The 21,987-nt window shown below is 73.4% G+C and carries 24 protein-coding genes; 15 read left to right on the top strand and 9 right to left on the bottom strand.

The features are described 5' to 3' along the window. Positions 1–2: 2 nt before the first annotated feature. From O7615_RS01685 to cofC, 3 genes are read right to left on the bottom strand one after another with little or no spacing between them, the layout of a single operon-like run. The gene (locus O7615_RS01685) at positions 3–2,294 is read right to left on the bottom strand and encodes an RNA degradosome polyphosphate kinase (RefSeq protein ID WP_278175358.1); all 2,292 of its coding nucleotides are present in this window, start codon (positions 2,292–2,294) and stop codon (positions 3–5) included. Positions 2,295–2,347: 53 nt separating this feature from the next. After that, positions 2,348–2,545, bottom strand: coding sequence for a cold-shock protein (locus tag O7615_RS01680; RefSeq protein ID WP_278175357.1), 198 nt, complete (start codon positions 2,543–2,545; stop codon positions 2,348–2,350). Between the two features lie 24 nt (positions 2,546–2,569). Next, positions 2,570–3,205, bottom strand: a complete 636-nt coding sequence (cofC, locus tag O7615_RS01675; protein ID WP_278175355.1) for a 2-phospho-L-lactate guanylyltransferase — start codon at positions 3,203–3,205, stop codon at positions 2,570–2,572. A 129-nt stretch (positions 3,206–3,334) separates the two neighbouring features. On the opposite strand from cofC, the gene O7615_RS01670 reads away from it, so the two are divergent. Genes O7615_RS01670 through O7615_RS01650 form a run of 5 tightly spaced genes read left to right on the top strand, consistent with a single transcriptional unit; the run spans position 3,335 to position 8,136 of the window. Beyond that, on the top strand, positions 3,335–4,057 hold the full coding sequence (locus O7615_RS01670) for a lysophospholipid acyltransferase family protein (protein ID WP_278175354.1): 723 nt from the start codon (positions 3,335–3,337) through the stop codon (positions 4,055–4,057). A gap of 8 nt (positions 4,058–4,065) precedes the next feature. Then, entirely contained in the window at positions 4,066–5,064 is a 999-nt protein-coding gene (locus tag O7615_RS01665; RefSeq protein ID WP_278175353.1) for an NAD(P)H-dependent glycerol-3-phosphate dehydrogenase, read from the top strand. A 5-nt stretch (positions 5,065–5,069) separates the two neighbouring features. After that, complete coding sequence (locus tag O7615_RS01660; RefSeq protein WP_278175352.1) at positions 5,070–6,227, top strand: cystathionine gamma-lyase; 1,158 nt, start codon at positions 5,070–5,072, stop codon at positions 6,225–6,227. After that, a complete protein-coding gene (locus tag O7615_RS01655; protein ID WP_278175351.1) occupies positions 6,227–7,045 on the top strand; it encodes a putative protein N(5)-glutamine methyltransferase in 819 nt (272 codons plus the stop codon). Before O7615_RS01660 ends, O7615_RS01655 begins: the two co-directional genes overlap by 1 nt. Positions 7,046–7,083: 38 nt before the next feature. Beyond that, positions 7,084–8,136, top strand: coding sequence for an ROK family protein (locus O7615_RS01650; RefSeq protein WP_278175350.1), 1,053 nt, complete (start codon positions 7,084–7,086; stop codon positions 8,134–8,136). Positions 8,137–8,210: 74 nt separating this feature from the next. Here the strand turns inward: O7615_RS01650 and O7615_RS01645 are convergent, their stop codons facing one another. Together O7615_RS01645 and O7615_RS01640 are read right to left on the bottom strand one after the other, a co-directional pair. After that, the gene (locus O7615_RS01645; protein WP_278175348.1) at positions 8,211–8,411 is read right to left on the bottom strand and encodes a DUF397 domain-containing protein; all 201 of its coding nucleotides are present in this window, start codon (positions 8,409–8,411) and stop codon (positions 8,211–8,213) included. A gap of 4 nt (positions 8,412–8,415) precedes the next feature. After that, positions 8,416–9,261, bottom strand: coding sequence for a helix-turn-helix transcriptional regulator (locus O7615_RS01640; protein ID WP_278175346.1), 846 nt, complete (start codon positions 9,259–9,261; stop codon positions 8,416–8,418). A 276-nt stretch (positions 9,262–9,537) separates the two neighbouring features. On the opposite strand from O7615_RS01640, the gene O7615_RS01635 reads away from it, so the two are divergent. Both O7615_RS01635 and O7615_RS01630 read left to right on the top strand, forming a co-directional pair. Then, the gene (locus O7615_RS01635) at positions 9,538–9,774 is read left to right on the top strand and encodes a hypothetical protein (RefSeq protein ID WP_278175344.1); all 237 of its coding nucleotides are present in this window, start codon (positions 9,538–9,540) and stop codon (positions 9,772–9,774) included. Between the two features lie 138 nt (positions 9,775–9,912). Then, on the top strand, positions 9,913–11,019 hold the full coding sequence (locus O7615_RS01630; RefSeq protein WP_278175343.1) for a D-alanine--D-alanine ligase family protein: 1,107 nt from the start codon (positions 9,913–9,915) through the stop codon (positions 11,017–11,019). Between the two features lie 68 nt (positions 11,020–11,087). On the opposite strand, the gene O7615_RS01625 is transcribed toward O7615_RS01630, so the two are convergent. Together O7615_RS01625 and O7615_RS01620 are read right to left on the bottom strand one after the other, a co-directional pair. After that, positions 11,088–11,663 (bottom strand): DUF3515 family protein, encoded by a 576-nt coding sequence (locus tag O7615_RS01625; RefSeq protein WP_278181947.1) that lies wholly within the window; start codon positions 11,661–11,663, stop codon positions 11,088–11,090. A 48-nt stretch (positions 11,664–11,711) separates the two neighbouring features. After that, positions 11,712–11,945, bottom strand: coding sequence for an Lrp/AsnC ligand binding domain-containing protein (locus O7615_RS01620; RefSeq protein ID WP_013284547.1), 234 nt, complete (start codon positions 11,943–11,945; stop codon positions 11,712–11,714). A 97-nt stretch (positions 11,946–12,042) separates the two neighbouring features. Here O7615_RS01620 and O7615_RS01615 point away from each other — a divergent pair, with 97 nt between their 5' ends. Both O7615_RS01615 and O7615_RS01610 read left to right on the top strand, forming a co-directional pair. Further along, positions 12,043–12,999 carry a thiamine-phosphate kinase gene (locus O7615_RS01615; RefSeq protein ID WP_278175342.1) on the top strand — a complete coding sequence of 319 codons (957 nt, stop codon included), beginning with the start codon at positions 12,043–12,045 and terminating at the stop codon, positions 12,997–12,999. Positions 13,000–13,068: 69 nt separating this feature from the next. Beyond that, complete coding sequence (locus O7615_RS01610; protein ID WP_278175341.1) at positions 13,069–13,536, top strand: GNAT family N-acetyltransferase; 468 nt, start codon at positions 13,069–13,071, stop codon at positions 13,534–13,536. A gap of 118 nt (positions 13,537–13,654) precedes the next feature. Here the strand turns inward: O7615_RS01610 and rpmB are convergent, their stop codons facing one another. After that, positions 13,655–13,846, bottom strand: a complete 192-nt coding sequence (gene rpmB, locus O7615_RS01605) for a 50S ribosomal protein L28 (protein ID WP_007075181.1) — start codon at positions 13,844–13,846, stop codon at positions 13,655–13,657. A gap of 228 nt (positions 13,847–14,074) precedes the next feature. Here rpmB and O7615_RS01600 point away from each other — a divergent pair, with 228 nt between their 5' ends. Together O7615_RS01600 and recG are read left to right on the top strand one after the other, a co-directional pair. Further along, entirely contained in the window at positions 14,075–15,688 is a 1,614-nt protein-coding gene (locus O7615_RS01600; RefSeq protein WP_278175339.1) for a DAK2 domain-containing protein, read from the top strand. Further along, positions 15,685–17,925: an ATP-dependent DNA helicase RecG gene (gene recG, locus O7615_RS01595; protein ID WP_278175337.1), complete on the top strand. Its 2,241-nt coding sequence runs from the start codon at positions 15,685–15,687 to the stop codon at positions 17,923–17,925. The genes O7615_RS01600 and recG overlap by 4 nt, the downstream gene beginning before the upstream one ends. Before the next feature lie 106 nt (positions 17,926–18,031). Here the strand turns inward: recG and O7615_RS01590 are convergent, their stop codons facing one another. Then, on the bottom strand, positions 18,032–19,534 hold the full coding sequence (locus O7615_RS01590) for a cell wall anchor protein (RefSeq protein WP_278175336.1): 1,503 nt from the start codon (positions 19,532–19,534) through the stop codon (positions 18,032–18,034). A gap of 315 nt (positions 19,535–19,849) precedes the next feature. Here O7615_RS01590 and O7615_RS01585 point away from each other — a divergent pair, with 315 nt between their 5' ends. From O7615_RS01585 to O7615_RS01570, 4 genes are read left to right on the top strand one after another with little or no spacing between them, the layout of a single operon-like run. Next, positions 19,850–20,197 (top strand): hypothetical protein, encoded by a 348-nt coding sequence (locus O7615_RS01585; RefSeq protein WP_278175335.1) that lies wholly within the window; start codon positions 19,850–19,852, stop codon positions 20,195–20,197. Continuing rightward, positions 20,194–20,637, top strand: a complete 444-nt coding sequence (locus tag O7615_RS01580) for a MerR family transcriptional regulator (RefSeq protein ID WP_278175334.1) — start codon at positions 20,194–20,196, stop codon at positions 20,635–20,637. Before O7615_RS01585 ends, O7615_RS01580 begins: the two co-directional genes overlap by 4 nt. Then, positions 20,624–20,935 (top strand): hypothetical protein, encoded by a 312-nt coding sequence (locus O7615_RS01575; RefSeq protein ID WP_278175333.1) that lies wholly within the window; start codon positions 20,624–20,626, stop codon positions 20,933–20,935. The genes O7615_RS01580 and O7615_RS01575 overlap by 14 nt, the downstream gene beginning before the upstream one ends. Before the next feature lie 55 nt (positions 20,936–20,990). Further along, entirely contained in the window at positions 20,991–21,959 is a 969-nt protein-coding gene (locus tag O7615_RS01570; RefSeq protein WP_278175332.1) for a hypothetical protein, read from the top strand. The last annotated feature ends 28 nt before the right edge of the window (positions 21,960–21,987 follow it).

Genomic DNA, 21,987 nt, shown 5'->3' with positions numbered 1-21,987 from the left:
CCTCAGCCGGCCGTCCCGCCGACCCGACGCAGCAGCAGATCCTGCAGGTGGGTCAGGGGCACCTCCGGGGCGCCGGTCCGCCGGGTCCAGGTGCCGTCGCCGGCCAGCTCGAACGCGTCGACGTCGCTGTTCATCGCGGCGCCGAGGACGTAGTCCAGTTCGGCCCGGGCCACCGGGTCGCTGACCTGGACCAGCGCCTCCACCCGTCGGTCCAGGTTGCGGTGCATCAGGTCGGCCGAGCCGATCCAGAACTCGGCGTCGCCGTTGTTGCCGAAGCGGAAGACCCGGGAGTGCTCCAGGAAGCGGCCGAGGATCGAGCGGACCCGGATGTTCTCCGACAACCCGGGCACCCCGGGCCGCAGGGTGCACATCCCCCGGATGATCAGGTCGACGTGCACGCCGGCCTGTGAGGCCCGGTAGAGCGCGTCGGTGATCTCCTCGTCGACCAGCGAGTTCACCTTGAACTGCACGAGACCCGGCATGCCGAGCCGGACGTGCGCGATCTCCCGCTCGATCCGCTCGATCAGGCCGCTGCGGATGCCCTGCGGCGCCACCAGCAGCCGCCGGTAGGCGGTCTGCCGGCTGTAGCCGGTGAGCACGTTGAACAGGTCGGTCAGGTCGGCGCCGATCTCCGGATCGGCGGTGAGCATGCCGAAGTCCTCGTAGAGCCGCGCGGTCTTCGGGTGGTAGTTGCCGGTGCCGATGTGGCAGTACCGCCGGATCTGGTTGCCCTCCTGGCGTACCACCAGGGCGGTCTTGCAGTGGGTCTTGAGACCGACCAGGCCGTAGACCACGTGGCAGCCGGCCCGCTCCAGGGTGCGGGCCCAGCCGATGTTGGCCACCTCGTCGAAGCGCGCCTTCAGCTCGACCAGCACCACCACCTGCTTGCCGGCGGCGGCGGCGTCGACCAACGCGTCCACGATCGGCGAGTCGCCGCTGGTGCGGTAGAGCGTCTGCTTGATGGCCAGCACGTTCGGGTCGGCCGCGGCCTGCTCGACGAAGCGCTGCACGCTGGTGGCGAAGGAGTGGTACGGGTGGTGCACCAGCACGTCGCCGTCCCGGAGGGTGGCAAAGACGCTGCGCGGCACCTCGCCCTCGGTGAGCCGGGGGTGGGTGGCCGGCACGAACGGCGGGTCCTTCAGGTCGGGCCGGTCGGCCGCGTCGTACAACTGCCAGAGCGCGGAGAGGTCGAGCAGGCCACGGACCCGCAGCACGTCCTGGGTGTCCATGTCCAGTTCCCGGATGAGCAACTCCAGCATGTGATCCGAGATCGAGGCGGCCACCTCCAGGCGTACCGGCGGGCCGAAGCGGCGCCGGGCCAACTCCCGCTCCAGCGCCTGGAGCAGGTCCTCGTCGCGGTCCTCGTCGACCTCCACCTCGGCGTTGCGGGTGACCCGGAACAGGTGGCACTCCACCACCTGCATGCCGGAGAAGAGCTGGCTGAGGTGCACCGAGATGAGATCCTCCACCGGCAGCATGCGGACCCCGGGACTGTCCCGGTCGACCCGGACGAAGCGGGGCACGTTGTTGGGCACCTTCACCCGGGCGAACAGCTCCGGCCCGCCGTCCGGGTCGCGCACCGACACGGCCAGGTTGAGCGACCGGCCCGAGATGTACGGGAAGGGGTGGGCCGGGTCGACCGCGAGCGGGGTGAGCACCGGGAAGATCTGCTCGCGGAAGTAGGTGCGCAGCCGCTCCCGCTCGGCGTCGCCGAGGTCGGACCAGCGCAGCACCCGGATGTCCTCGGTGGCGAGCTTCGGTAGCACGTCGTCGACGGAGCAGGCGGCGTGCCGGGTCACCAGGGTGGCGGCCTTCTCGGCGATCAGCGCCAGCTGGGTGCGCAGCGGCAGGCCGTCGCCGCCGCGCACCGGCAGACCGGCGGAGAGCCGGCGCTTCAGCCCGGCCACCCGCACCATGTAGAACTCGTCGAGGTTGCTGGCGAAGATGGCCAGGAACTTGGCCCGCTCCAGCAGCGGGGTGCGCTGGTCCTCGGCCAGGGCCAGGACCCGGGCGTTGAAGTCGAGCCAGGACAGCTCCCGGTTGAGGAAGCGGTCCTCCGGCAGGGGGTCGGCCGGCGACTCGTCGGCGGGTTGCGGCAGACCCGGCTCCGACACCGGGTCCAGCACCTCCTCCAGCCCGGCGGAGGCGGCCGCCGGATCGGTGCCGGCGACGTTGTCGGGCGTCGAGCGGGTGCTGCGGAACCGGCCGTCGGTCGCCCGGGGGCGGCCTCCGTTGCGGCTGGTGGGGTCGTCGGCGACGGTGGGGTCGGCGGGGCGTTCGCGAGGGGTGCTCACCCGCTCATAATCACCCGACCAGGGTTAACTCAAAATGAACTTGGAGCGGTTTGTCAGGACATCGTCGGCAGCGTCACGCGTACGACGTCGCCGGAGGCGTCGGTCTCCACCCGGACCCGCTGGCCGAGCCGGAGCAGCCGCAGCCCGGAGGCGTCGAACGCCCGGGCCGGGAAGGGCAGCTCGGTGCCGTCGTCGAGCAGCAACAGCCCGCTGCGGGTGCCCGCGTCGAAGGTCGCCACCGTGCCCTGCATGCCAGCACCGTACACCGCAGGCCGTCAGCGGCTGTCGGTGAGACAGCCGGCGGCGAGCGCCGCGGTGCGCGGGCCGAGCCCGAGCCGCGCCGCCGTGGCCAGGTCGTCGGCGGTGTCCACGTCGCGGCGCAGGCTGGGCCAGTCGCCGGCGAGCGGCCGGGCTCCGCTCGCCGCGTGCGCCGCGGCCGAGCCGGGCCCGAACCGCGGATCCAGGGGTACGCCCGGTGGGGCGGCCAGCAGCACGGTGCCGGTGCCGGGCGCGTCGGCCACGAACCGGCGTACGCCCGGCGGGCCGGTCAGCGTCGCGTGCAGCGCCGCCGCCAGCTCGCCCGGACGCAGGGCGGGCAGGTCGGCGGTGAGCCCCGCCACCCACCCGGCGACGCCGGCCGCGCCGTGCCGGAACGCGGCGTTGAGACCGGCGTCGGCGACGTCCGGCAGCACCCGGGCGCCCGCCCGTCGGGCCGCCTCGCCGACCCGGGTGTCGTCGGTGACCACCAGCACCTCGGCCACCCCCGGGCAGGACCGCAGGGCGTCCAGGGTGTCGCTGGCCAGCGCCAGCGCCAGTTCCTCGTGGGGTACGCCGGGCACGGCGCCACGCAGCCGGGTCTTCGCGGCTGCCAGGGGCTTGACCGGCACCACCACCGTCCATGGCTGTGTCACACCTGCCATCCTGCCAGCCGGACGGCGGTACCCTCACTGGCCGTACCCGGGGCGAGCAGGCATGATTTCGGCTGCGGACCTCACCGGACTTCTCCGGTGGGCGGGTCGGGGCGGGCACGAGGAGGCACGGTGGGTCAGCGCAGGCTGGGATTCTGGCAATGGTTCGCCGTGGTGCTGGTCAAGCCGGTGATGACCGTCTGGACCCGGCGCACCTGGCGGGGCATGGAGCACCTGCGCCAGGACGGTCCGGTGATCATCGTGCCGAACCACATCTCGCACGCCGACCCGCTGGTCTCGGCCCACTTCGTCTACGACGCCGGGCGGTGGCCGCGGTTCCTCGGCAAGGCGAGCGTGTTCAAGGTCCCGGTGATCGGCTGGATCCTGCACCGGGTCCGGCAGATCCCCGTCGAGCGCGGCTCGGTCGACGCGGTGAAGTCGCTGGACGCCCTGGTGAAGGCGCTCGACGAGGGCGGTGCTGTGATCATCTACCCGGAGGGCACCACCAGTCGCGAGCCGGATCTCTGGCCGATGCGGGGCAAGACCGGCGCCGCCCGGCTGGCGCTGGCCACCGGCGCCCCGGTGGTACCGCTGGCGATGTGGGGACCGGAGCGGATCTTCGACCCGCGCCGGGCCCGGATCAACCTGCGGCCCCGGATCCCGGTCACCGTGGTGGCCGGGCCGCCGATCGACCTCAGTCGCTGGGCCGGGGCCACCCCGAGCCGCCAGGTTCTGGAGGAGATGACCGACGTGATCATGCTGCGGCTCCGGGACATGCTGGCCGAGATCCGGGGCGGCACACCACCGCCGCTGTGGCGGCGGACCACCCGCGCCGGCACCGACCCGGAGGCATGAGCATGAGCATGAGCGGGCATGTGGCGGTGCTGGGGGCGGGGTCGTGGGGGACCGCGTTCGCGAAGATCCTGGCCGACGCCGGCCGGGACGTGACCATCTGGGCGCGGCGGCAGCCGATCGCCGACGTGATCCGCGCCGAGCGGCGCAACCCGGAGTACCTGCCCGGGTTGGTGCTGCCGGAACGGGTCACCGGCACCGGTGACGCCGCCGAGGCGATCAAGGGCGCCGAGATGGTGGTGCTGGCGGTGCCCGCACAGACCCTGCGTGGCAACCTCGCCGAGTGGGTGGGGCACCTGGACCCGGGGGCCACCCTGGTCTCCCTGATGAAGGGCATCGAGCTCGGCACCACCAAGCGGATGAGCGAGGTGATCGTCGAGACCGCGCAGGTGGCGGCGGACCGGGTGGTGGTGGTCTCCGGCCCCAACCTGGCCCCGGAGATCGCCGCCGAGCAGCCCGCGGCCACCGTGGTCGCCTGCACCGACTCCGACCGCGCCACGCTGGTGCAGCGGTCGATCACCACGCCGTACTTCCGCCCGTACACCAACGACGACGTGATCGGCTGCGAGCTGGGTGGTGCGGTCAAGAACGTCATCGCCCTGGCGTACGGCATCGCCACCGCGATGGGCTTCGGCCACAACACCCGGGCGATGCTGGTCACCCGTGGCCTGGCCGAGACCGCGCGGCTCGGAGTGGCCCTCGGCGCGGACCCGCTCACCTTCGCCGGCCTGGCCGGGATGGGTGACCTGGTGGCCTCCTGCTCGTCGCCGTCGGCCCGCAACCGCACCTTCGGCGAGCACCTGGGTCGGGGCGCCACCCTGGAGGAGGCGCGGGTGGCCACCCGGCAGACCGCCGAGGGGGTGAAGAGCGCGCTGGCCATCCGGGACCTGGCCCGCGCGCACGGCGTGGAGATGCCGATCACCGAGCAGGTCGAGCTGGTCTGCCACGAGGGGGTCGACCCGCGGCGCGCGGTCCAGGCGCTGATGAGCCGCACCACGAAGCCGGAGTGAGCAGCATGGGTGAGCGTCAGTTCCTCTCCCCGGAGCAGTACGACCGGCGGTTCAGCCCGCGCGGCGACGGCACCCGGTGCGTGCACGCCGGCCTGCCCGAGCCCACTCCCGGTGCGCCGTTCCTGCCCGGGCCGGTCCTCGCCGCGCCGTACCACCTCGACCCGTGGCAGGGGCCGGCGGCGGCGCCGAACGGGTACGGGCGCCCCGACAACCCCACCCGGCGGCTGCTGGAGGCGGCCGTCGGCGAGCTGGAGGGCGGCGACTGCCGGGTCTTCGCCAGCGGCCAGGCGGCGATCACCGGGCTGCTGCTGGCGGTGCTGCGGGCGGGCGACACGGTGGTGCTGCCCGCCGACGGCTACTTCCCGGTACGCGCGTTCGCCACCGACACCCTGGCCGGCAACGGCGTACGGGTGCTGTTCGCGCCGACGGTCGGGCCGTACCCGGCGTTCGACGGGGTGCGGCTGGTGCTGGTGGAGACGCCGGCCAACCCGGGGCTGGACGTCGTCGACCTGCCGGCGCTGGCCGAGCGGGCACACGCCGCCGGTGCGCTGCTGGCCGTGGACAACACCACCGCCACCCCCCTCGGGCAGCGTCCGCTGGATCTCGGCGCGGACGTGGTCGTCGCGTCCGGTACCAAGGCGTTGACCGGCCACTCCGATCTGCTGCTCGGCTACGTCGCCACCCGGTCGGCGGACCTGCTGGCGACGGTCACCGCCTGGCGAACCGCGACCGGGTCGGTGCCGGGGGCGTTCGACGCCTGGCTGGCCCACCGGTCGCTGGCCACCCTCGACCTGCGCCTGGCCCGGCAGACGGCCAACGCCGAGGCGCTCGCCCGACTGCTGGCGGAGCGCTCCGACGTCGCCGGGCTGCGCTGGCCGGGACTGCCGGAGGATCCGGCCCACCCGGTGGCGTCGCGGCAACTGCGGCGGATGCCGGGCGTGCTCTCCTTCGACCTGGGCAGCGCCGAGCGGGTCGCCCGCTTCCTCGACGCGGCCCGCCTGGTCGCGGCGGCGACCTCCTTCGGCGGCCTGCACACCACCGCCGACCGGCGGGCGCAGTGGGGCGACGACACGGCGCCCGGCTTCGTCCGGCTCTCCTGCGGGGTGGAGGACACCGCCGATCTGGTCGCCGACGTCACGGCCGCGCTGGACACCGCCGCCTGATGGCGCCCGTCTCGCCGGCCGAGTACGACGCCCTGGCCGCCCGGCTGCGGCGGGCCGGCTGCGTCTGGGCCGAGGACGAGACCCAGCTGCTCGTCGAGGCCGCCGACGGCGCGGAGGCGCTCGCCGCGCTGGTGGACCGGCGGGTCGCCGGTGAGCCACTGGAGTACCTGCTGGGCTGGGCGGAGTTCTGCGGGGAGCGGATCGGCGTGGACCCGGGCGTCTTCGTGCCCCGGTCGCGTACCGCCCTGCTCGTCGCGGCGGCCGCGCGGGTGACCGGCCCGGCGGCGGCCGTGGTGGAGCTGTGCTGCGGTTCCGGCGCGGTCAGCCGGGCCCTGTCGCGCCGGCTCGCCGCGCCCCGGTTGCTGGCCGCGGTCGACCTGGATCCGGCGGCGGTGGCGTGCGCGCGGCGGAACCTGGCCACGGTGGGCGTGCCGGTCCTCGCCGGTGACCTCTTCGACCCGTTGCCGGCGAACTGGCGCGGCGGCCTGGACCTGGTGGTGGCGAACGCGCCGTACGTCCCGACGGCGGCGATGGCGCTGCTGCCGCCGGAGGCGCGACGGTACGAGTCAGCGGCGGCACTCGACGGCGGCCCGGACGGGCTGGCGGTGCTGCGCCGGCTTGCCGCCGCCGCGCCGGGCTGGCTCGCGCCGGGCGGGCACCTGGTGGTGGAGATCGGCGAGGCGCAGGTCGACGAGTTCCGCACGGTGCTGTCCGAGGCCGGACTGGTGCCGACGGTGGTGCGGGACGACGCCCTGGGTGCCACCGCGATGACCGCCCACCGCCCGGCCGCCGTGGCGGGCCGGCGGTACGAGAACTAGCCTCACGTCAGGTCGGGACGGCGGGAGGCGGAACTCGGGTGGACAGCGCAACGGTGCCGGTGGTCGTCGGGATCGACAACGGTGGCACGAGCAACAACGCCACCGTGCTCACGGTGGACGGGCGGTTCCTGGTCGATCGGTTGGTGGAGACGCCCAGCCGGGTCCAGGACGGCCCGGAGGCGGCGGTGGCGGCGATGGCGGACGCCTTCGACGGCGTACTGGCCCTCACCGGGATGCCCCGTGAGCTGGTCCGCGCGGTCGGTCTGGACACGCCCGGCCCGGCGAGCGCGACCGGCGTCATCTCGTCGAAGGGGTCGACGAACTTCTCCCAGCCGGCGTGGCGCGGCTATGACGTGCGGGGCGCGCTCCAGCGGCGGCTCGGGCTGCCGGTGGTCTACCACAACGACGGCAACGCGGCGGCGCTCTACGCCCACCACGTCCACTTCGGTGCCGAGGCGATGCGGCGCTCGTCGGTGTCCGCGATCGTCGGTACCGGGCTGGGCGGCGGCGTGGTCGAGAACGGCCGGGTGGTCTCCGGAGCCGCGGGCATGGCCGGTGAGCTGGGGCACGTGCAGATCCCGCTGACCACCGTGCTGGAGCCGGGGCAGCCGGTGCCGGTCTGCGCCTGCGGCTTCGCCGGTGACGTGGAGAGCGTCGCCTCGCTGACCGCGATCGAGCACAACCTGCTGCCGTACTGGCTGACCCGTTTCCCGGGTCACCCGCTGGCCGGCGAGCCGCCGGCACGGGCGGCGAAGCTGGCCCGCGGCTACGCCGAGCGGGGCGACGAACTGGCCCGGGAGATCTTCGCCCAGCAGGCGAGGGCGCTCGGCGCGCTGTTCACCATCGCGGCCAACTTCACCGACCCGCACGCGTACTTCGTCGGTGGCGGGGTGGTGGAGACGGCGCCGGAGTTCCGCGACTGGTTCCTGGCCGCCGTGCGGGAGCACACCCTGCTCCGCGCGGAGCAGGCGGCCCTGGCCACCTTCGCGCTGGTGCCGGAGCGCGACATGGCCGGCGCGCGGGGCGTCGCGCTCGCGGCCCTGGAGGCGGTACGCGCGGTGCCGACGCCACCGCCGCTGGTCGGCGACTGAGCGGAGGGGCTGACCGGGCCGGCGGTGCCCTTACCGGCCCGGTCAGCGGCACTGGGGTGCGATTCCTCCGTGGTTCAGCTCGTCGGTGGCGCCTGGGCGAAGGCGGCCCAGGCCGACGGTGGGAAGAGCAGCAGCGGGCCGTGCGGGTCCTTGGAGTCGCGCACGGCGACCGTCCCGGGGACGACCGCCACCTCCACGCAGGCTCCCTCGTCGCCGCTGCGGCTGCTCTTGCGCCACCCGGCCACGGCCGCCGCCGCGTTGGTCGTCGGTGTCATCGGATTACCGTCCCTTCAGGAGTGTGAAGATTGCCTCGCGGCTCGCCGTCGGGCTGAGCGCGACGGTGCGCAGGTGCTCCATGATCTTGGTGCAGGTACGCAGGTCGCCGGGGCGGTCGAGGATCATCTGCCCGGCGACCGTCTCCACGGAGGCGATGATCGGGTCCTCCGGGTCGGCGAACTCGAGGATGTGCAGCGAGCCCCGGGTGCCCCGGTGGTAGCCGGCGGACAGCGGGATCACCTGGACGGTGATGTTGGGCAGCTCGCTCATCTTGAGCAGGTGGTTCAGCTGCCCCTGCTGTGCCGACTGGTCACCGACGGGACGCAACAGCGCGGCCTCGTCGAGGATCGCGTCGTAGATCGGTGGATCCTCCTCGAAGACCTGCTGCTGGCGGCCCAGCCGCAGGCGCACCCGCTCCTCGACGTCGCTGTCGCTGAGCGTGTGCGGGCCGCCGCGCATCACACCACGGATGTAGTCCGCGGTCTGTAGCAGCCCGGGCACCACCGACGGCTCGAAGTTCGCGATGCCGGTGGCCTCGGCCTCCAGCGCGATGAAGTCGATGGTGCGCCGGTCGAGCAGGTACGAGTAGGAGACCCACCAGCCCGGCTTGCGGGCGTCCTTGGCAAGCTCGACGGCCGCGGCGACCTCGCCCGCGCTGACCCCGTAGAGGGTGAGCAGGGCGCGCACGGTGGCCGGACTGACCAGGGTCTGCGCGTTCTCGTACCGGGACAGCGTGCTGCGGGTGCTGTTGATCTCGTCGGCCGCGGCCTCCAGGGTGAGGCCGGCGGCCTCCCGGTGGTGGCGCAGCGCGATGCCCAACCGTCGGGCGCGGGCGGTCTTCGGAGCCATGGATCGATGGTCGCACGTATTTGGGACTCTGTACATGAGAGAACGTTGGTGAGAGTTGCATTCATGCCCATGGAGCTGTCAATCTGTTAGCGCGTCCTCACCGCCGGTTGTCGTGGCGACGGTGGTGGTGAGCGACCGGAGGGGATGGGGCGCGCGGCGGTCGGGTTTTTCCCCCGTAACCCGGCCGTCGCGTGCCACGCCAGTGGTCGGCCACCGGAAGGGAATCGACGTGCGAACTGGTCAGCGGGTGCGCGACGAGCGCCGGGGTGGCGGGCGATGACACGTTTCCTGGTGGTGCTGACCGACGTCCGTCCGTACGAGGTGGACGGTCGTAACGAGCGGGTCGCGCCCGAACGCCGCCGCCAGGTGGTCGGCGCGAGCAGCCGGGAGGCGGCCGACCGGATCGCCGGCGCCTTCATGGCCCTGGGCATGGTGCGCGCCGGTCGGCAGCGGGTCAAGGTGATCGCCATCGGTCGGCGGCACGCGTACGGCGAGCGGGAAGTGGCGGTCTGACGGTTACGTTCCGTATATGACGCGTTGACCGAATGCCGCAGTCCCGCGTTCCCGCAGGGTATCGGCTACCCGCTCCCGCCACGCACAGTAAGGTCATCCGGGAGAGCGCCAGCAGTGCGTCCCGGAAAGGTGACCGCAGTGACCACCCCAGGCAAGACCCGCGTGGCGATCGTCTTCGGCGGCCGTAGCCCGGAACACGGCATCTCGTGCGTCAGCGCCGGCAGCGTGCTCGGCGCCCTGGACCCGGACGAGTTCGAGGTGGTGCCGGTCGGCATCACGCGGGCGGGCCAGTGGGTGCTCACCAGCGGCGATCCCGCCCAGTTGGCGATCAACTCCCGCCGCCTGCCGGAGATCACCGCCGAGTCCGGCACCGACATCGTGCTGCGCGCCGACCCCACCGGCAACGGCCTGCTCGTGCTCGACCCCACCGAGGGCCCCCGGGCACTGGCCGATGTGGACGTCGTCTTCCCGGTGCTGCACGGCGCCTACGGCGAGGACGGCACCATCCAGGGCATGCTGGAGATGGCCGGCATCCCGTACGTCGGGGCGAAGGTGTTCGCCTCGGCCGCCGCCATGGACAAGGAGTTCACCAAGAAGCTCTGCGCCGCCGAGGGCATCCCCGTCGGCCCGTACGCGGTGCTGCGCAGCGGGATGACGCTCAGCGAGGCGGACAAGCAGCGGCTGGGTCTGCCCGTCTTCGTCAAGCCCTCCCGCGCCGGCTCCTCCTTCGGCATCAGCAGGGTCACCGACTGGGCCGACCTGGACGCGGCGATCGCCACCGCTCGGGAGATCGACAGCAAGGTACTGGTGGAGGGCGCGATCGCCGGCCGGGAGATCGAGTGCGGCGTGCTGGAGGGCGAGGCCGGCGGGATGCCGGAGGCGTCCGTCCTCGCCGAGGTCCGGGTGGTCGGCGACTACGACTTCTACGACTTCGAGGCCAAGTACATCGACGCCGAGTCGGCCTGCGAGTACGACATCCCGGCCGACCTGCCGGAGCGGGTGACCCGGCAGGTGCGCGAGTACGCCGTACGCGCCTTCACCGCGCTGGACTGCTCCGGGCTGGCCCGGGCCGACTTCTTCGTCACCCCGGAGTTGGACGTCTACCTCAACGAGATCAACACGATGCCCGGCTTCACGCCGACGTCGATGTTCCCGCGGATGTGGGCGGCCGCCGGCCTGGAGTACCCGAAGCTGGTCGACCGGCTCATCCGCACCGCGCTGACCCGCGGCCCCGGCCAGCACTGACCCGCAGCCTCGGCCAGGGGTCATCGGCACCCCGGCTCAACGGTGCGGCGCGGGCGGTCGTCGCCGGGTCAGGCGGTGCAGCCGGAGGGCACCGGGCCGGCCGAGCGGATCGAGGCGACGATCGTGTGGGAGATCGGGGAGAGCCACTGCAACGCCTCGCCGTGCACGTGCGGCACCCGGACGGTCACCGCGCTCTCCCGGTCAACCGTGGTCAGCTCGGTCACGTCGGCCCGCTCCACCGCGTGCCAGCAGACCGAGTTGACCAGGAAGACGTGGTCGGCGGGCTGCACCTCGGGCTCGGCGCCACCGCAGGCGACCGTCACCGCCGGGTCGCCGTACGCGGCGTTCTGCTCGGGCCCCGCGGTAACCGGTCGTTGCGGCAGGTCGCGGATCGAGGCGGGCAGTTGCGACAGCAGGGCGCGGCAGACGGTGGCCGGGCGCTCGGCCAGCGCCGGGGCGGCCATCTCGACCGGGGCGGTGGACTGCGGGCCGAGCGTGGTCGGCGACGCCTCCGGTGCGGCGGCGGGCTGGCGGGGGGAGAGGTTGGTCAGCGCGAGCGCGCCCACCAGCAGGGCCACCGGCACCGCCACCGCCGTGGCGATCAGCGCCGCGCGGCGGTTGGTGCGGTCGGGTGCCGCCGGCACGTCCGGGCGGTCGGCCTCGGCGACGGAAGATCCGGAGGTCCTGTCCACCTAGAGACGCACCACCGAACACGTGAGGGTACGGGTGATGCCGGGCACCATCTGCACCTTGCTGACGATGAGTTTGCCGAGCTCGTCGACGGTGTTCGCCTCGGTGAGCACGACCACGTCATAGGGCCCGGTGACCGCGTCGACGCGGACCACGCCGGCGAGATCCGCGATGAGACCGGCCACGTCACGCGCCCGGCCGACCTCTGTCTGGATGAGGATGTACGCCTGTACCACGACTCGACCTCCCTCCGTCGCCGCCCGCCAGGCGGCCCGAAGGGAGAAAGTACCTTACGGACCAGGGCCGATCCCTATCGGTGGTCAAGGAGCAGCGGTGAGCGATCTTGCGGGACGGAGTGTCGTGGGTGTCGGCGAGTTCGGTCTGATCGACCGGGTGACCGCCCGGCTGTCGTACGGGGCCACGGTGCTGCTCGGCCCCGGTGACGACGCCGCGGTCGTCGCCGCGCCGGACGCCCGGGTGGTCGCCACGACGGACGTGCTGGTCGAGGGGCGGCACTTCCGCCGGGACTGGTCGGGCGCGCACGACATCGGCCGCCGGGCGGCGGCGGCGAACCTCGCCGACGTGGCGGCGATGGGGGCCGAGCCGACCGCCCTGCTGGTGGCGCTCTGCGTGCCCGTGGACGCCGACACCGGCTGGGTGGAGGAACTCGCCGACGGGCTCGGCGCCGAGGCGGCCGGTGTCGGGGCCAGCGTGGTCGGCGGGGACATGTCGGCCAGCCCCACGCTGACCATCGCGGTCACCGCCCTGGGCGACCTGGGCGGGCGGCCCCCGGTGACCCGGGCCGGTGCCCGCCCCGGGGACCTGCTCGCTCTGGCCGGCCGCACCGGGTACGCGGCGGCCGGGTTCACCGTGCTCTCCCGGGGCTTCCGGACCCCCCGGCTGCTGGTCGAGGCGTACCGGCGGCCGGAGGTGCCGTATCCGGCGGGGCCGCTGGCCGGCCGGCTCGGCGCCACCGCCATGATCGACGTCTCGGACGGGCTGCTCGCCGACCTCGGGCACCTGGCGAGGGCCAGCGGCGTGGCGGTCGACATCACCCGGGACGCCTTCGAGGTGCCGCCGCCGATGCGCGACGCCGCGCAGGCGCTCGGCGTCGACCCGTACGCCTGGCTGCTGGCCGGTGGTGACGACCACGCGCTGGCCGCGACCTTCCCCCCGGCGACGGCGCTGCCCCCCGGGTGGCGGGCGATCGGCCGGGTCGCCGAGGGTTCCGGGGTGACGGTGGACGGCCGGCCGTTCGACGGCCCGGCCGGGTGGGACCACTTCCGCTGATCCGGCCGATCCCGCCGGTCCCGCCGGCCACCTCGCCGGGCGGCGCCGGCCGGGTCGTACCCTGCACAGGTGCCCGACATCGAGATCCACGTGGTGCCGTTCGACTCGCCGGTGGCCCAGCGGTTGATCACCGCCACCCTTGCCGACCTGGGCGTGCGGTACGGCGGCAGCGGCGACGAGACCCCGATCGACGCGAGCGAGTTCGCGCCGCCGGACGGGGCGTTCCTGGTCGCCCACCTCGACCGGCAACCGGTCGGCTGCGGCGGTTGGCGCAGCCACGGCAGCGACGGCGAGACCGCCGAGCTGAAGCGGATGTACACCGCGCCGCAGGCACGGGGGCGCGGGGTGGCCCGGACGGTGCTGGCCGCCATCGAGCGGTCCGCCCGCGAGCACGGCCGCAAGCGGATCATCCTGGAGTGCGGTGACCGGCAGCCGGAGGCGATCGCGATGTACACGGCGGCCGGCTACGAGCGGATCCCCAACTTCGGCTTCTACGCCGACCACCCCGGCTGCCTGTCCTTCGGCCGTACCCTCTGACCGGCGGTCGTCGTCACCCTCTGGCCGGTGGTCGTCGCGCCGGGCGGGTGCGGACACGACGACGCCGGCGGGCCGCTGGGCCCGCCGGCAGTGACGGTGGTGCGTACGGTGTTGCGCGTCAGGCGCGGGTGACCTTGCCCGCCTTGATGCAGGACGTGCAGACCTTCAGCTTCTTGGTCGTGCCGCCACCGGCCGGGGTGCGCACCGACTGGATGTTCGGGTTCCAGCGGCGGTTGGTCCGCCGGTGCGAGTGGGACACGTTGTGGCCGAAGCCCGGCCCCTTGCCACAGACGTCACACACGCTAGCCACGGGATACTCCTGGGATTGAAACGTTCATGAGGTCGCCGCCAGGCGCTGCCCGGGCAACCTGGTCAGGTTACCCGATGGCGGGTCCACCTGCCCAACCGGCCTCACCGTCGCCATGGCGGCCGACGGGCCACGCCGGTGGCCGCCCGGCCGTGCACGCGGGAGACCCGGACGAGGCGGGACACGCCCCGGCGTCGGGCGACTGTCAGCGTACGCCAGTAGGCTTCCACCGTGCTGGACACCCTCGACGCTGCCGCCGTGCGCCGCTGGTGCGCCAGCGGACTGGCCGCGCTCAAGCGGCACCAGGGTGAGATCGACGGGCTGAACGTCTACCCGGTGCCCGACGGCGACACCGGCACCAACCTGGTGCTCACCCTCACCTCGGCGCAGCAGGCCCTGGCGATGGATCTCGACACCCACGCCGACGGCGCCTCGACCGCCCACGGGCACGCGCTGCGGCTGATGGCCCGGGGCGCCCTGCTCGGCGCGCGGGGCAACTCCGGGGTGATCCTGTCGCAGATCCTGCGCGGTCTCGCCGACGCGCTGGCCACCGCCCCCGCGGTGCGGGGCCGGGAGTTGGCGGCGGCGCTGCGCGAGGCGAGCGACGCGGCGTACGCGGCGGTCGCCCGCCCGGTGGAGGGCACCCTGCTCTCCGTGGTCTCCGCCGCGGCCGGCGCTGCCCAGCGGACCGGCAGCGACGAGCTGCGGACGGTGGCCAGGGCGGCGGCGGGCGCCGCCGCGACGGCCCTGGACCGCACGCCCGAGCAACTGCCGGCGCTGGCCCACGCCGGGGTGGTCGACGCCGGCGGCCGGGGGCTGTGCCTGCTGCTGGACGCCCTGGTCGAGGTGATCACCGGAGAGAGCCCCGAGCGCCCCGCGCCCGCACCCCGGGCGGTGCCGTCGCCGGCCGCCGCCGTCCGGGAGGCCGGCTCCACGGATTACGCCTACGAGGTGCAGTTCCTGCTCGACGCCGAGCCCGACGCGGTGCGGGAGCTGCGTGACGTGCTGGCCGCCCTCGGCGACTCCCTGGTGGTCGTCGGCGACGGCAACGCCTCGGGCGGCACCTGGCAGGTGCACGTGCACGTCAACGACGTCGGCGCGGCGATCGAGGCCGGCGTGGTGGCCGGCCGGCCCCACCAGATCTCGGTGACCCGCTTCGCGGACCAGCCGGCACCGCAGCCCGTCCCGGCCACCGACGGCCGGGCCGCGGTCGTGGTGGCCGCCGGCGCCGGCATCGCCGAACTCCTCGCCGGCGAGGGCGCGGTGGTGGTGCCCGGCAACCCGTCGACCGGGGAACTGCTGGACGCCGTACGGGCGACCGGAGCGGCGCGCGTGGTGGTGCTGCCCAACGACCCGGATGCGCAGGCCGTGGCGAACCAGGTCGCCGAGGAGGCACACCGGCTGGGGGTGGAGGTCGCCGTGGTGCCGACGCGCTCGCCGGTGCAGGCGCTGGCCGCACTCGCCGTGCGTGATCCGCGGCGACGCTTCGCCGACGACGTGATCGCGATGGCCGAGGCCGCCGGCGCCTGCCGGTACGCCGAGGTCTGCCAGGCCGCCCGCGAGGCGCTCACCGTCGCTGGCCCGTGTCGTGCCGGCGACGTGCTCGCCCTGGTCGAGGGGGAGGTGCACCTGATCGGCACCGAGCTGGTCGACACCTGCGTCGCGCTGGTCGACCGGATGCTCGGCGGCGGCGGCGAGCTGGTCACCCTGCTCGTCGGCGCCGACGCGCCCGACGGGCTGGCCGACGCGGTGCGGACGCACATTGCGGGGCACTGGCCCTTCGTGGAGGTGCAGGCGTACCCGGGCGGGCAACCGCACCATCCGCTGCTGGTAGGTGTCGAATGACCGCCGATCCGTCCGACCTGGACACCCCGCTGAAGAAGCTGGTCGGCGAGAAGACCGCCAAGGCGCTGGCCGGTCACCTCGACCTGCACACGGCCGGCGACCTCGTCTACCACTTCCCGCGTCGCTACGACGAGCGCGGCGAGCACACCGACATCCGCGCCCTCGACGTCGGCGAGCAGGTCACCGTGCTGGCCCAGGTGCAGCGCACCGCCGTACGCCCGATGCGGCAGCGCCGGGGCAACCTGCTGGAGGTGACCGTCGGCGACGGCTCCGGCGGCAGCCTCACCCTCACCTTCTTCGGCAACCAGGCGTGGCGGGAGCGCGAGCTGCGGCCCGGCCGGTGGGGGCTGTTCGCCGGCAAGGTCACCGAGTTCCGGGGCAAGCGGCAGCTGAACGGGCCGGAGTACGTCCTGCTCGGCGAGGAGACCGACACCGAGGCCGCCGCCAACGAGCGGATCGAGGAGTTCGCCGGGGCGCTCATCCCGGTCTACCCGGCCGCCGCGGCCGTGCCCACCTGGGTGATCGCCCGCTGCGTACGGGTGGTGCTGGACACCGTGGCGCCGCCGGAGGATCCGCTGCCCGCGACGGTGCGGGCCAACCGGAACCTGATCGGCCTCGGCACCGCGCTGCGGGAGATCCACCGGCCGTCCGGCCGGGAGGAGCTGTACCGGGCCCGCCGGCGGCTGAAGTGGGACGAGGCGTTCGCCGTGCAGGTGACCCTGGTGCGGCGCAAGCGCGACGCCGCCGCCTGGCCCGCGCGCCCCCGCCCGGCGCGCTCGGGCGGCCTGCTCGACGCGTTCGACGCCCGGCTGCCCTACGAGCTGACCGCCGGGCAGCGTGCCGTGGGCGTCGAGATCGCGACCGACCTGGCCACCGGCCACCCGATGCACCGGCTGCTCCAGGGGGAGGTGGGCTCCGGCAAGACCGTGGTGGCGCTGCGGGCCATGCTCCAGGTGGTCGATGCGGGGGGCCAGGCCGCGCTGCTCGCGCCGACCGAGGTGCTCGCCGCCCAGCACCATCGCGGCATGCTCGACCTGCTCGGCCCGCTCGCCCAGGCCGGCGAGCTGGGCGCCGCCGAGCAGGCCACCCGGGTCGAGCTGGTCACCGGGTCGCTGGGCGCGGCCGCCCGGCGCCGGGCGCTGGCCGAGGTCTCCAGCGGCGCCGCCGGCATCGTGCTCGGCACCCATGCCCTGCTGTACGAGGGGGTCGACTTCGCCGACCTCGGTCTGGTGGTGGTCGACGAGCAGCACCGGTTCGGGGTCGAGCAGCGGGACGCGCTGCGGGCCAAGGCGGAACAGCCGCCACACGTGCTGGTCATGACCGCCACCCCGATTCCCCGTACGGTGGCCATGACGGTCTACGGCGACCTGGAGATCTCCACCCTGTCCCAGCTGCCGCGCGGCCGGTCGCCGATCGCCTCCCACGTCGTGCCGGCCGCCGAGAAGCCGGCCTTCCTCGACCGCGCCTGGCGGCGGCTGCGCGAGGAGGTGGCCGCCGGCCACCAGGCGTACGTGGTCTGCCCGCGCATCGGGGATGCGGGCGCCGGGCCGGACGCGCAGTCGCCGGGGACCGAACTGGCCGGGGCCGGTGAGGAGCTGTCGGCCGTCGACGACACCGAGCGGCGGCCGCCGTTGGCGGTGACCGAGGTCGCGCCGCTGCTGGCCGAGGGTCCGCTGCACGGGCTGCGGCTCGGCGTCCTGCACGGCCGGTTACCGGCCGACGAGAAGGACGCGGTGATGCGCGCCTTCGCTCGCGGCGACCTGGACGTGCTGGTGGCCACCACGGTGGTCGAGGTGGGCGTGGACGTGCCCAACGCGACGATGATGGTGGTCCTGGACGCCGACCGGTTCGGGGTCTCGCAGCTGCACCAGTTGCGCGGTCGGGTGGGTCGGGGCAGCGCACCCGGGCTCTGCCTGCTGGTGACCGAGGCGGCCGAGGGCACCGGCGCGCGGGAGCGACTGGACGCGGTGGCCTCCACCTCGGACGGTTTCAAGCTCGCCGAGCTGGATCTGGAGCAGCGGAGGGAGGGCGACGTGCTGGGTGCGGCCCAGTCCGGTCGCCGTTCACACCTGCGGCTGCTGTCGTTGCTGCGCGACGCCGACCTGATCCGCGACGCGCGAACGGAGGCGATCGCGCTGGTCGAGGAGGATCCGGAGCTGACCCGGCACCCCGCGCTGGCCGCCTCGGTCGCCGCGCTGGTCGACGCCGACCGCGCCGAGTTCCTCGAGAAGGGCTGACCACCTGCCGCTGGCGGGCACCCGTTCTCCGGTTCTCCGGGGAAACGCGAACCGCCCCGGTGCCCGTGGACCGGGCAACCGGGGCGGAAAACGCTCAGCTCGGCTCTCAGGCGGTGAAGTGAACCCGCCGCCGCCGTGCCATCACGAACAGCACCGCGCCGACCGCCAGCAGGGCGATCGCGCCCGCGGCGATGCCGCCGGCCGCCGCGCCGGTCACCGGCAGGCCTGGGGGCTCCTCGCCACCGCCGCCACCGCCGCAGTCCTCGGGCGCGTAGACGACCTCAAGCTCCAGGCCCAGCTCCGGCAGGACGACCAGCGCGGTCTCCTCGTCACCGGCCGGGAAGGTGACCTTCTCCGACGAGCCCGGCTCGACGGTACGGGTCTCGGTCTTGTCGCCGTAGGTGAACTCCACCTTGACCGGCACGCCACCCTCCGGGTTCGACGCGGTCAGCGCGAAGGTCTCGCAGTCGGCGTCGGTGGTCACCGTCGGCAGCGGGCAGTCCTCGGGGCGTTCCCAGGAGTACGTGCCGTTCTCGATGACCTTGCCGTCGACCAGCACCTCGATCTTGCCGGCGTTCTCGGCGGGCACCACGGTCTCGTTGTCGGCCTTGCCCGGGTCGACCGTGACCGACTTGGACCAGCCGTTCTCGCCCCGGACCTCGAACTCCACCGGGTACTTGGAGATCGAACCGTCGTTGCTCAGCGAGACGGTGACGGTGCCGTCGCAGGCGGAGGCGAAGGTGGACGCCGGGGTGGTGCAGTTCTTGCTGCCGCCGTTGTACCAGCCGGGCGGACCCGACGAGCGGTTGCCGGGCGCACCCTTGTCGCCGAGCTTCTTGGCACCGTAGCGCGGACCGTCCTCGACCAGCGGGTCGATGACCTCGTCGACGCCGCCCCAGATCAGGTCGACCTGGGTGTGGCAGTCCGGGACGCCGACGTTGAGCTCGATCTCGGTCTGGGTGCCGCCGAGGAAGTTGCTGTCCGGCGCGCCGTAGACGTACTGCGGGGTGGCGAACTGCGGGCGCGGCGCGAAGTAGGAGACCAGGGTGAAGAACTGCTTCTCCTCGCCGCACAGCGGCAGGTCGCCCGCCAGCTTGACGGTCGCCTTGCCGTTCGGGCCGTCGAACGTGTGGCTGTACTTCGCCTGGCTGGCGTCGATGCACTTCGGTGCCGGGGCACACGGCGCGTCGCGGTCGAGCTTGATGGTGCCGCTGTTGGTCTGCTCGCGCTTGTTGTCCCACCGCGCCTCGACGGTGAGCGTGGCGACCGAGGTGTCACCCGGCACCCGCTGCACGGCCTCGACGAAGCCGCCGCGGGTGATCGCGACGCCCTGCAGGTCGACGGCGTCGGCACCCGGCACGATCACCTGCACCGGGGTCGACGGCGCGGCGGTCACCTTCTTGATCGTGGCGGCCTTGTCCCGCTCGCTGTTGACCACCTTCCACGTGATCACCCGCTCACCACTGAGCTGGTCACAGATGGCGGTGGCGGTGATGGTGGTGTGGTGGGCGGCGGCCGGGGTGGCCACCGCCGCTGCTCCGGTCATGCCGATGAGGGCGGCTGCCAGGACAGCCAGCGGTCGCCGCAGCGACAGCTTTGGTCGGATCACGCGTACTCCCGGGGTGAAGAAGCGTCAGGGCCGGCACGGGTGGGACGGACGGCGCCGGCGGCATGTGCCGCGCCTGAGAGGGTGCCACCCGTGCCGATGGCCGGCGGCGATAGCGCCGACACCCGGCAGACCCTAGCGAGATCGTGAGAAGCGAAACAGCCCACAGAGAGCCCTAATCATGATGTTATGAATTCGAGATCATTGATAACCGGTTGTGATCATCCGGCGGCTTCGCGCTCCATTGTCCGATCTGGACCAATCTGCCGCTTGGTCACGCTTGCATCCGGTACCTGGGTACGGGGTTACCGTCGCACCATGACCGAAACGAAGGCCCTGGTGAGCGGAGCGTGGGTGCCGCAGGCGTGCACCTTGCCGACCACCGAGCAGCCGCTGCGGTTGGCCGAGTTCGACGAGATGTTCGCCTCGGCCGTGGTCGGGGTGCAGCGGGTCGACCGGATGCGGGTACGGCTGGAACTGCGGCCCGAGCCCGGGGCCGCCGGGCGGGCGGCGGACCTGATGGTGCGGGAGACCCGTTGCTGCTCGTTCTTCACCTTCACCCTGACCGCGACCGGCGGGCAGCTCGCCCTGGAGGTGGCGGTGCCGGCGGAGCACGTCGACGTGCTCGACGCTCTTGCCGCCCGCGCCGGGGGTGACCGGCCGTGAGTCCGGGGCTGCGGTCGGGTCAGGTGGCCGAGGCCGCGGGGGTGAACCGGCAGACGCTGCGCTACTACGAGCGGCGCGGCCTGGTGGCCGAGCCGGACCGGACGTTGGGTGGCCATCGCCTCTACCCGCCGGAGACGGTCACGGTCCTGCGGGTGATCAAGACCGCTCAGCGGCTCGGCTTCTCCCTGGACGAGGTCGCCGACCTGCTGAGCGTGGGTGCCCACCGGCATGGCCGGCGGCCGGAGTCGGGGTTGCGGGCTCGTGCGCAGGACAAGCTGGCCGAGGTGGAGCAGAAGATCGCCGACCTGTCGGTGATCCGGGACACGTTGCGCGAGGCGGTCGCCGCCGGATGTGACGACCTGGTTGCCTGTGCGGACAGCCCATGCTGCCCGTTGCCGTTCGTGGAACTGACCAAGGAGGCTGATCGTGTCGAGGATTGATCCACGTCGGGTGTTGCCGTCCGGGTTGACGGGGCTGGCCGGTCTCGCGTGTGCGGCGTGCTGCGTGGTGCCGCTGCTGCTCGCGGCCGGGTTGATCGGTGGTGCCGGCTGGGCCGCTGCCGCGCGGGCGATGCCCGGGATCGCGGTCGGTCTGGCCGTCGCGGCGGGGGCGGCCTGGTGGTGGGCGTCGCGCCGGGTCCGAAGGCAGCGCACCGGGTGCGCTGGTGGGGACTGCGCCTGCGTCGATCGGCCCGTCTCGGGGGCGCCGGAGAGGGTCTCGGTAGTGTCCTCGTCGTGAGCCTCGCGCGTTCGGGTCTGACGACGACTCGCTCGTGCAGGTGAGGGGCGGACGCGTGACCCGGGCTACTCTCGAACGCCGGCAGGTGTGGTGCTATCTCGGTGCCGTGCTCGGCGGACTGATCGTCGGCACCCTGGCACCCGGCGCGGGTCACGCCTTCGAGGCGATGGTGTGGCCCGTCATCGGGCTGCTGCTCTACGCCACCTTCACCCAGGTGCCGCTGACAACGATCGCTGCGGCGTTCAAGGACACACGGTTTCTCACCGCCGCGCTGATCGGCAACTTCGTCATCCTGCCGCTGCTGGTCTGGGCCCTGGTGCAGTTCCTCCCCCAAGATCAAGCTATCCGGACGGGGCTGCTGCTGGTCCTGTTGGTGCCGTGCACCGACTGGTTCATCACCTTCAGCCAGCTCGGCAAGGGCGACACCGCACGCGCGACGGCGGTCACGCCACTCAACCTGGTGGTGCAGCTGCTGTTGCTGCCGCTCTACCTGTGGGTGATGACCGGCGGTCAGTTCTCCGCGGTGTTCGCACCGCGGGACATCTGGCCGGCACTGGTCGTCGTCGTGGCGCCGCTGATCGCGGCCGGCCTCTCCGAACTCTGGTTCCGCGCAGACCCCGGCCGGGAACGGGCACGCGACCTGCTGGGCTGGGGCCCGGTCCCGCTCCTCGCTCTGGTCATCGGGCTGGTCGCCGCCGCCCACGTCGGCGCCGTGCGCGACGCGCTGGGCCTGCTGCCGGTCGTGATCATCGCCGCGCTCGCATTCCTGGCCGCCGGCCTCGCCCTGGCCAAGATCATGAGTGTGATCTTCGGACTTCCCGCCACCCAGGGCCGGACCCTCGCGTTCAGCTTCGGGACCCGCAACTCCTTCGTCGTCCTACCCTTCGCGCTCTCCCTGCCCGCCGGCTGGGAGATCGCCTCGATCGTCATCGTCATGCAATCGCTGGTCGAGCTGCTCGGCATGGTGTTCTACCTGTGGTTCGTACCGCACGCCCTCTTTCCCGCCCGTGGCCCGAGAACCTGAGCCGATTCGCGCCGGTGCCACCCGGTCG

The organism is Micromonospora sp. WMMD1082, from assembly GCF_029626175.1.
Lineage (GTDB): Bacteria > Actinomycetota > Actinomycetes > Mycobacteriales > Micromonosporaceae > Micromonospora.
Note: the sequence above shows the minus strand (reverse complement) of the source record. Positions and strands in the feature narration are given on the sequence as shown.

Bases quoted from the DNA above. Each gene is read 5' to 3' on its own strand.
- O7615_RS01585 (WP_278175335.1), top strand. From the start codon at position 19,850: ATGACCGAAACGAAGGCCCTGGTGAGCGGAGCGTGGGTGCCGCAGGCG.
- recG (WP_278175337.1), top strand. From the start codon at position 15,685: ATGACCGCCGATCCGTCCGACCTGGACACCCCGCTGAAGAAGCTGGTC.
- O7615_RS01635 (WP_278175344.1), top strand. From the start codon at position 9,538: ATGACACGTTTCCTGGTGGTGCTGACCGACGTCCGTCCGTACGAGGTG.
- O7615_RS01640 (WP_278175346.1), bottom strand. From the start codon at position 9,261: ATGGCTCCGAAGACCGCCCGCGCCCGACGGTTGGGCATCGCGCTGCGC.
- O7615_RS01645 (WP_278175348.1), bottom strand. From the start codon at position 8,411: ATGACACCGACGACCAACGCGGCGGCGGCCGTGGCCGGGTGGCGCAAG.
- O7615_RS01665 (WP_278175353.1), top strand. From the start codon at position 4,066: ATGAGCGGGCATGTGGCGGTGCTGGGGGCGGGGTCGTGGGGGACCGCG.
- O7615_RS01680 (WP_278175357.1), bottom strand. From the start codon at position 2,545: ATGCAGGGCACGGTGGCGACCTTCGACGCGGGCACCCGCAGCGGGCTG.
- O7615_RS01660 (WP_278175352.1), top strand. From the start codon at position 5,070: ATGGGTGAGCGTCAGTTCCTCTCCCCGGAGCAGTACGACCGGCGGTTC.
- O7615_RS01655 (WP_278175351.1), top strand. From the start codon at position 6,227: ATGGCGCCCGTCTCGCCGGCCGAGTACGACGCCCTGGCCGCCCGGCTG.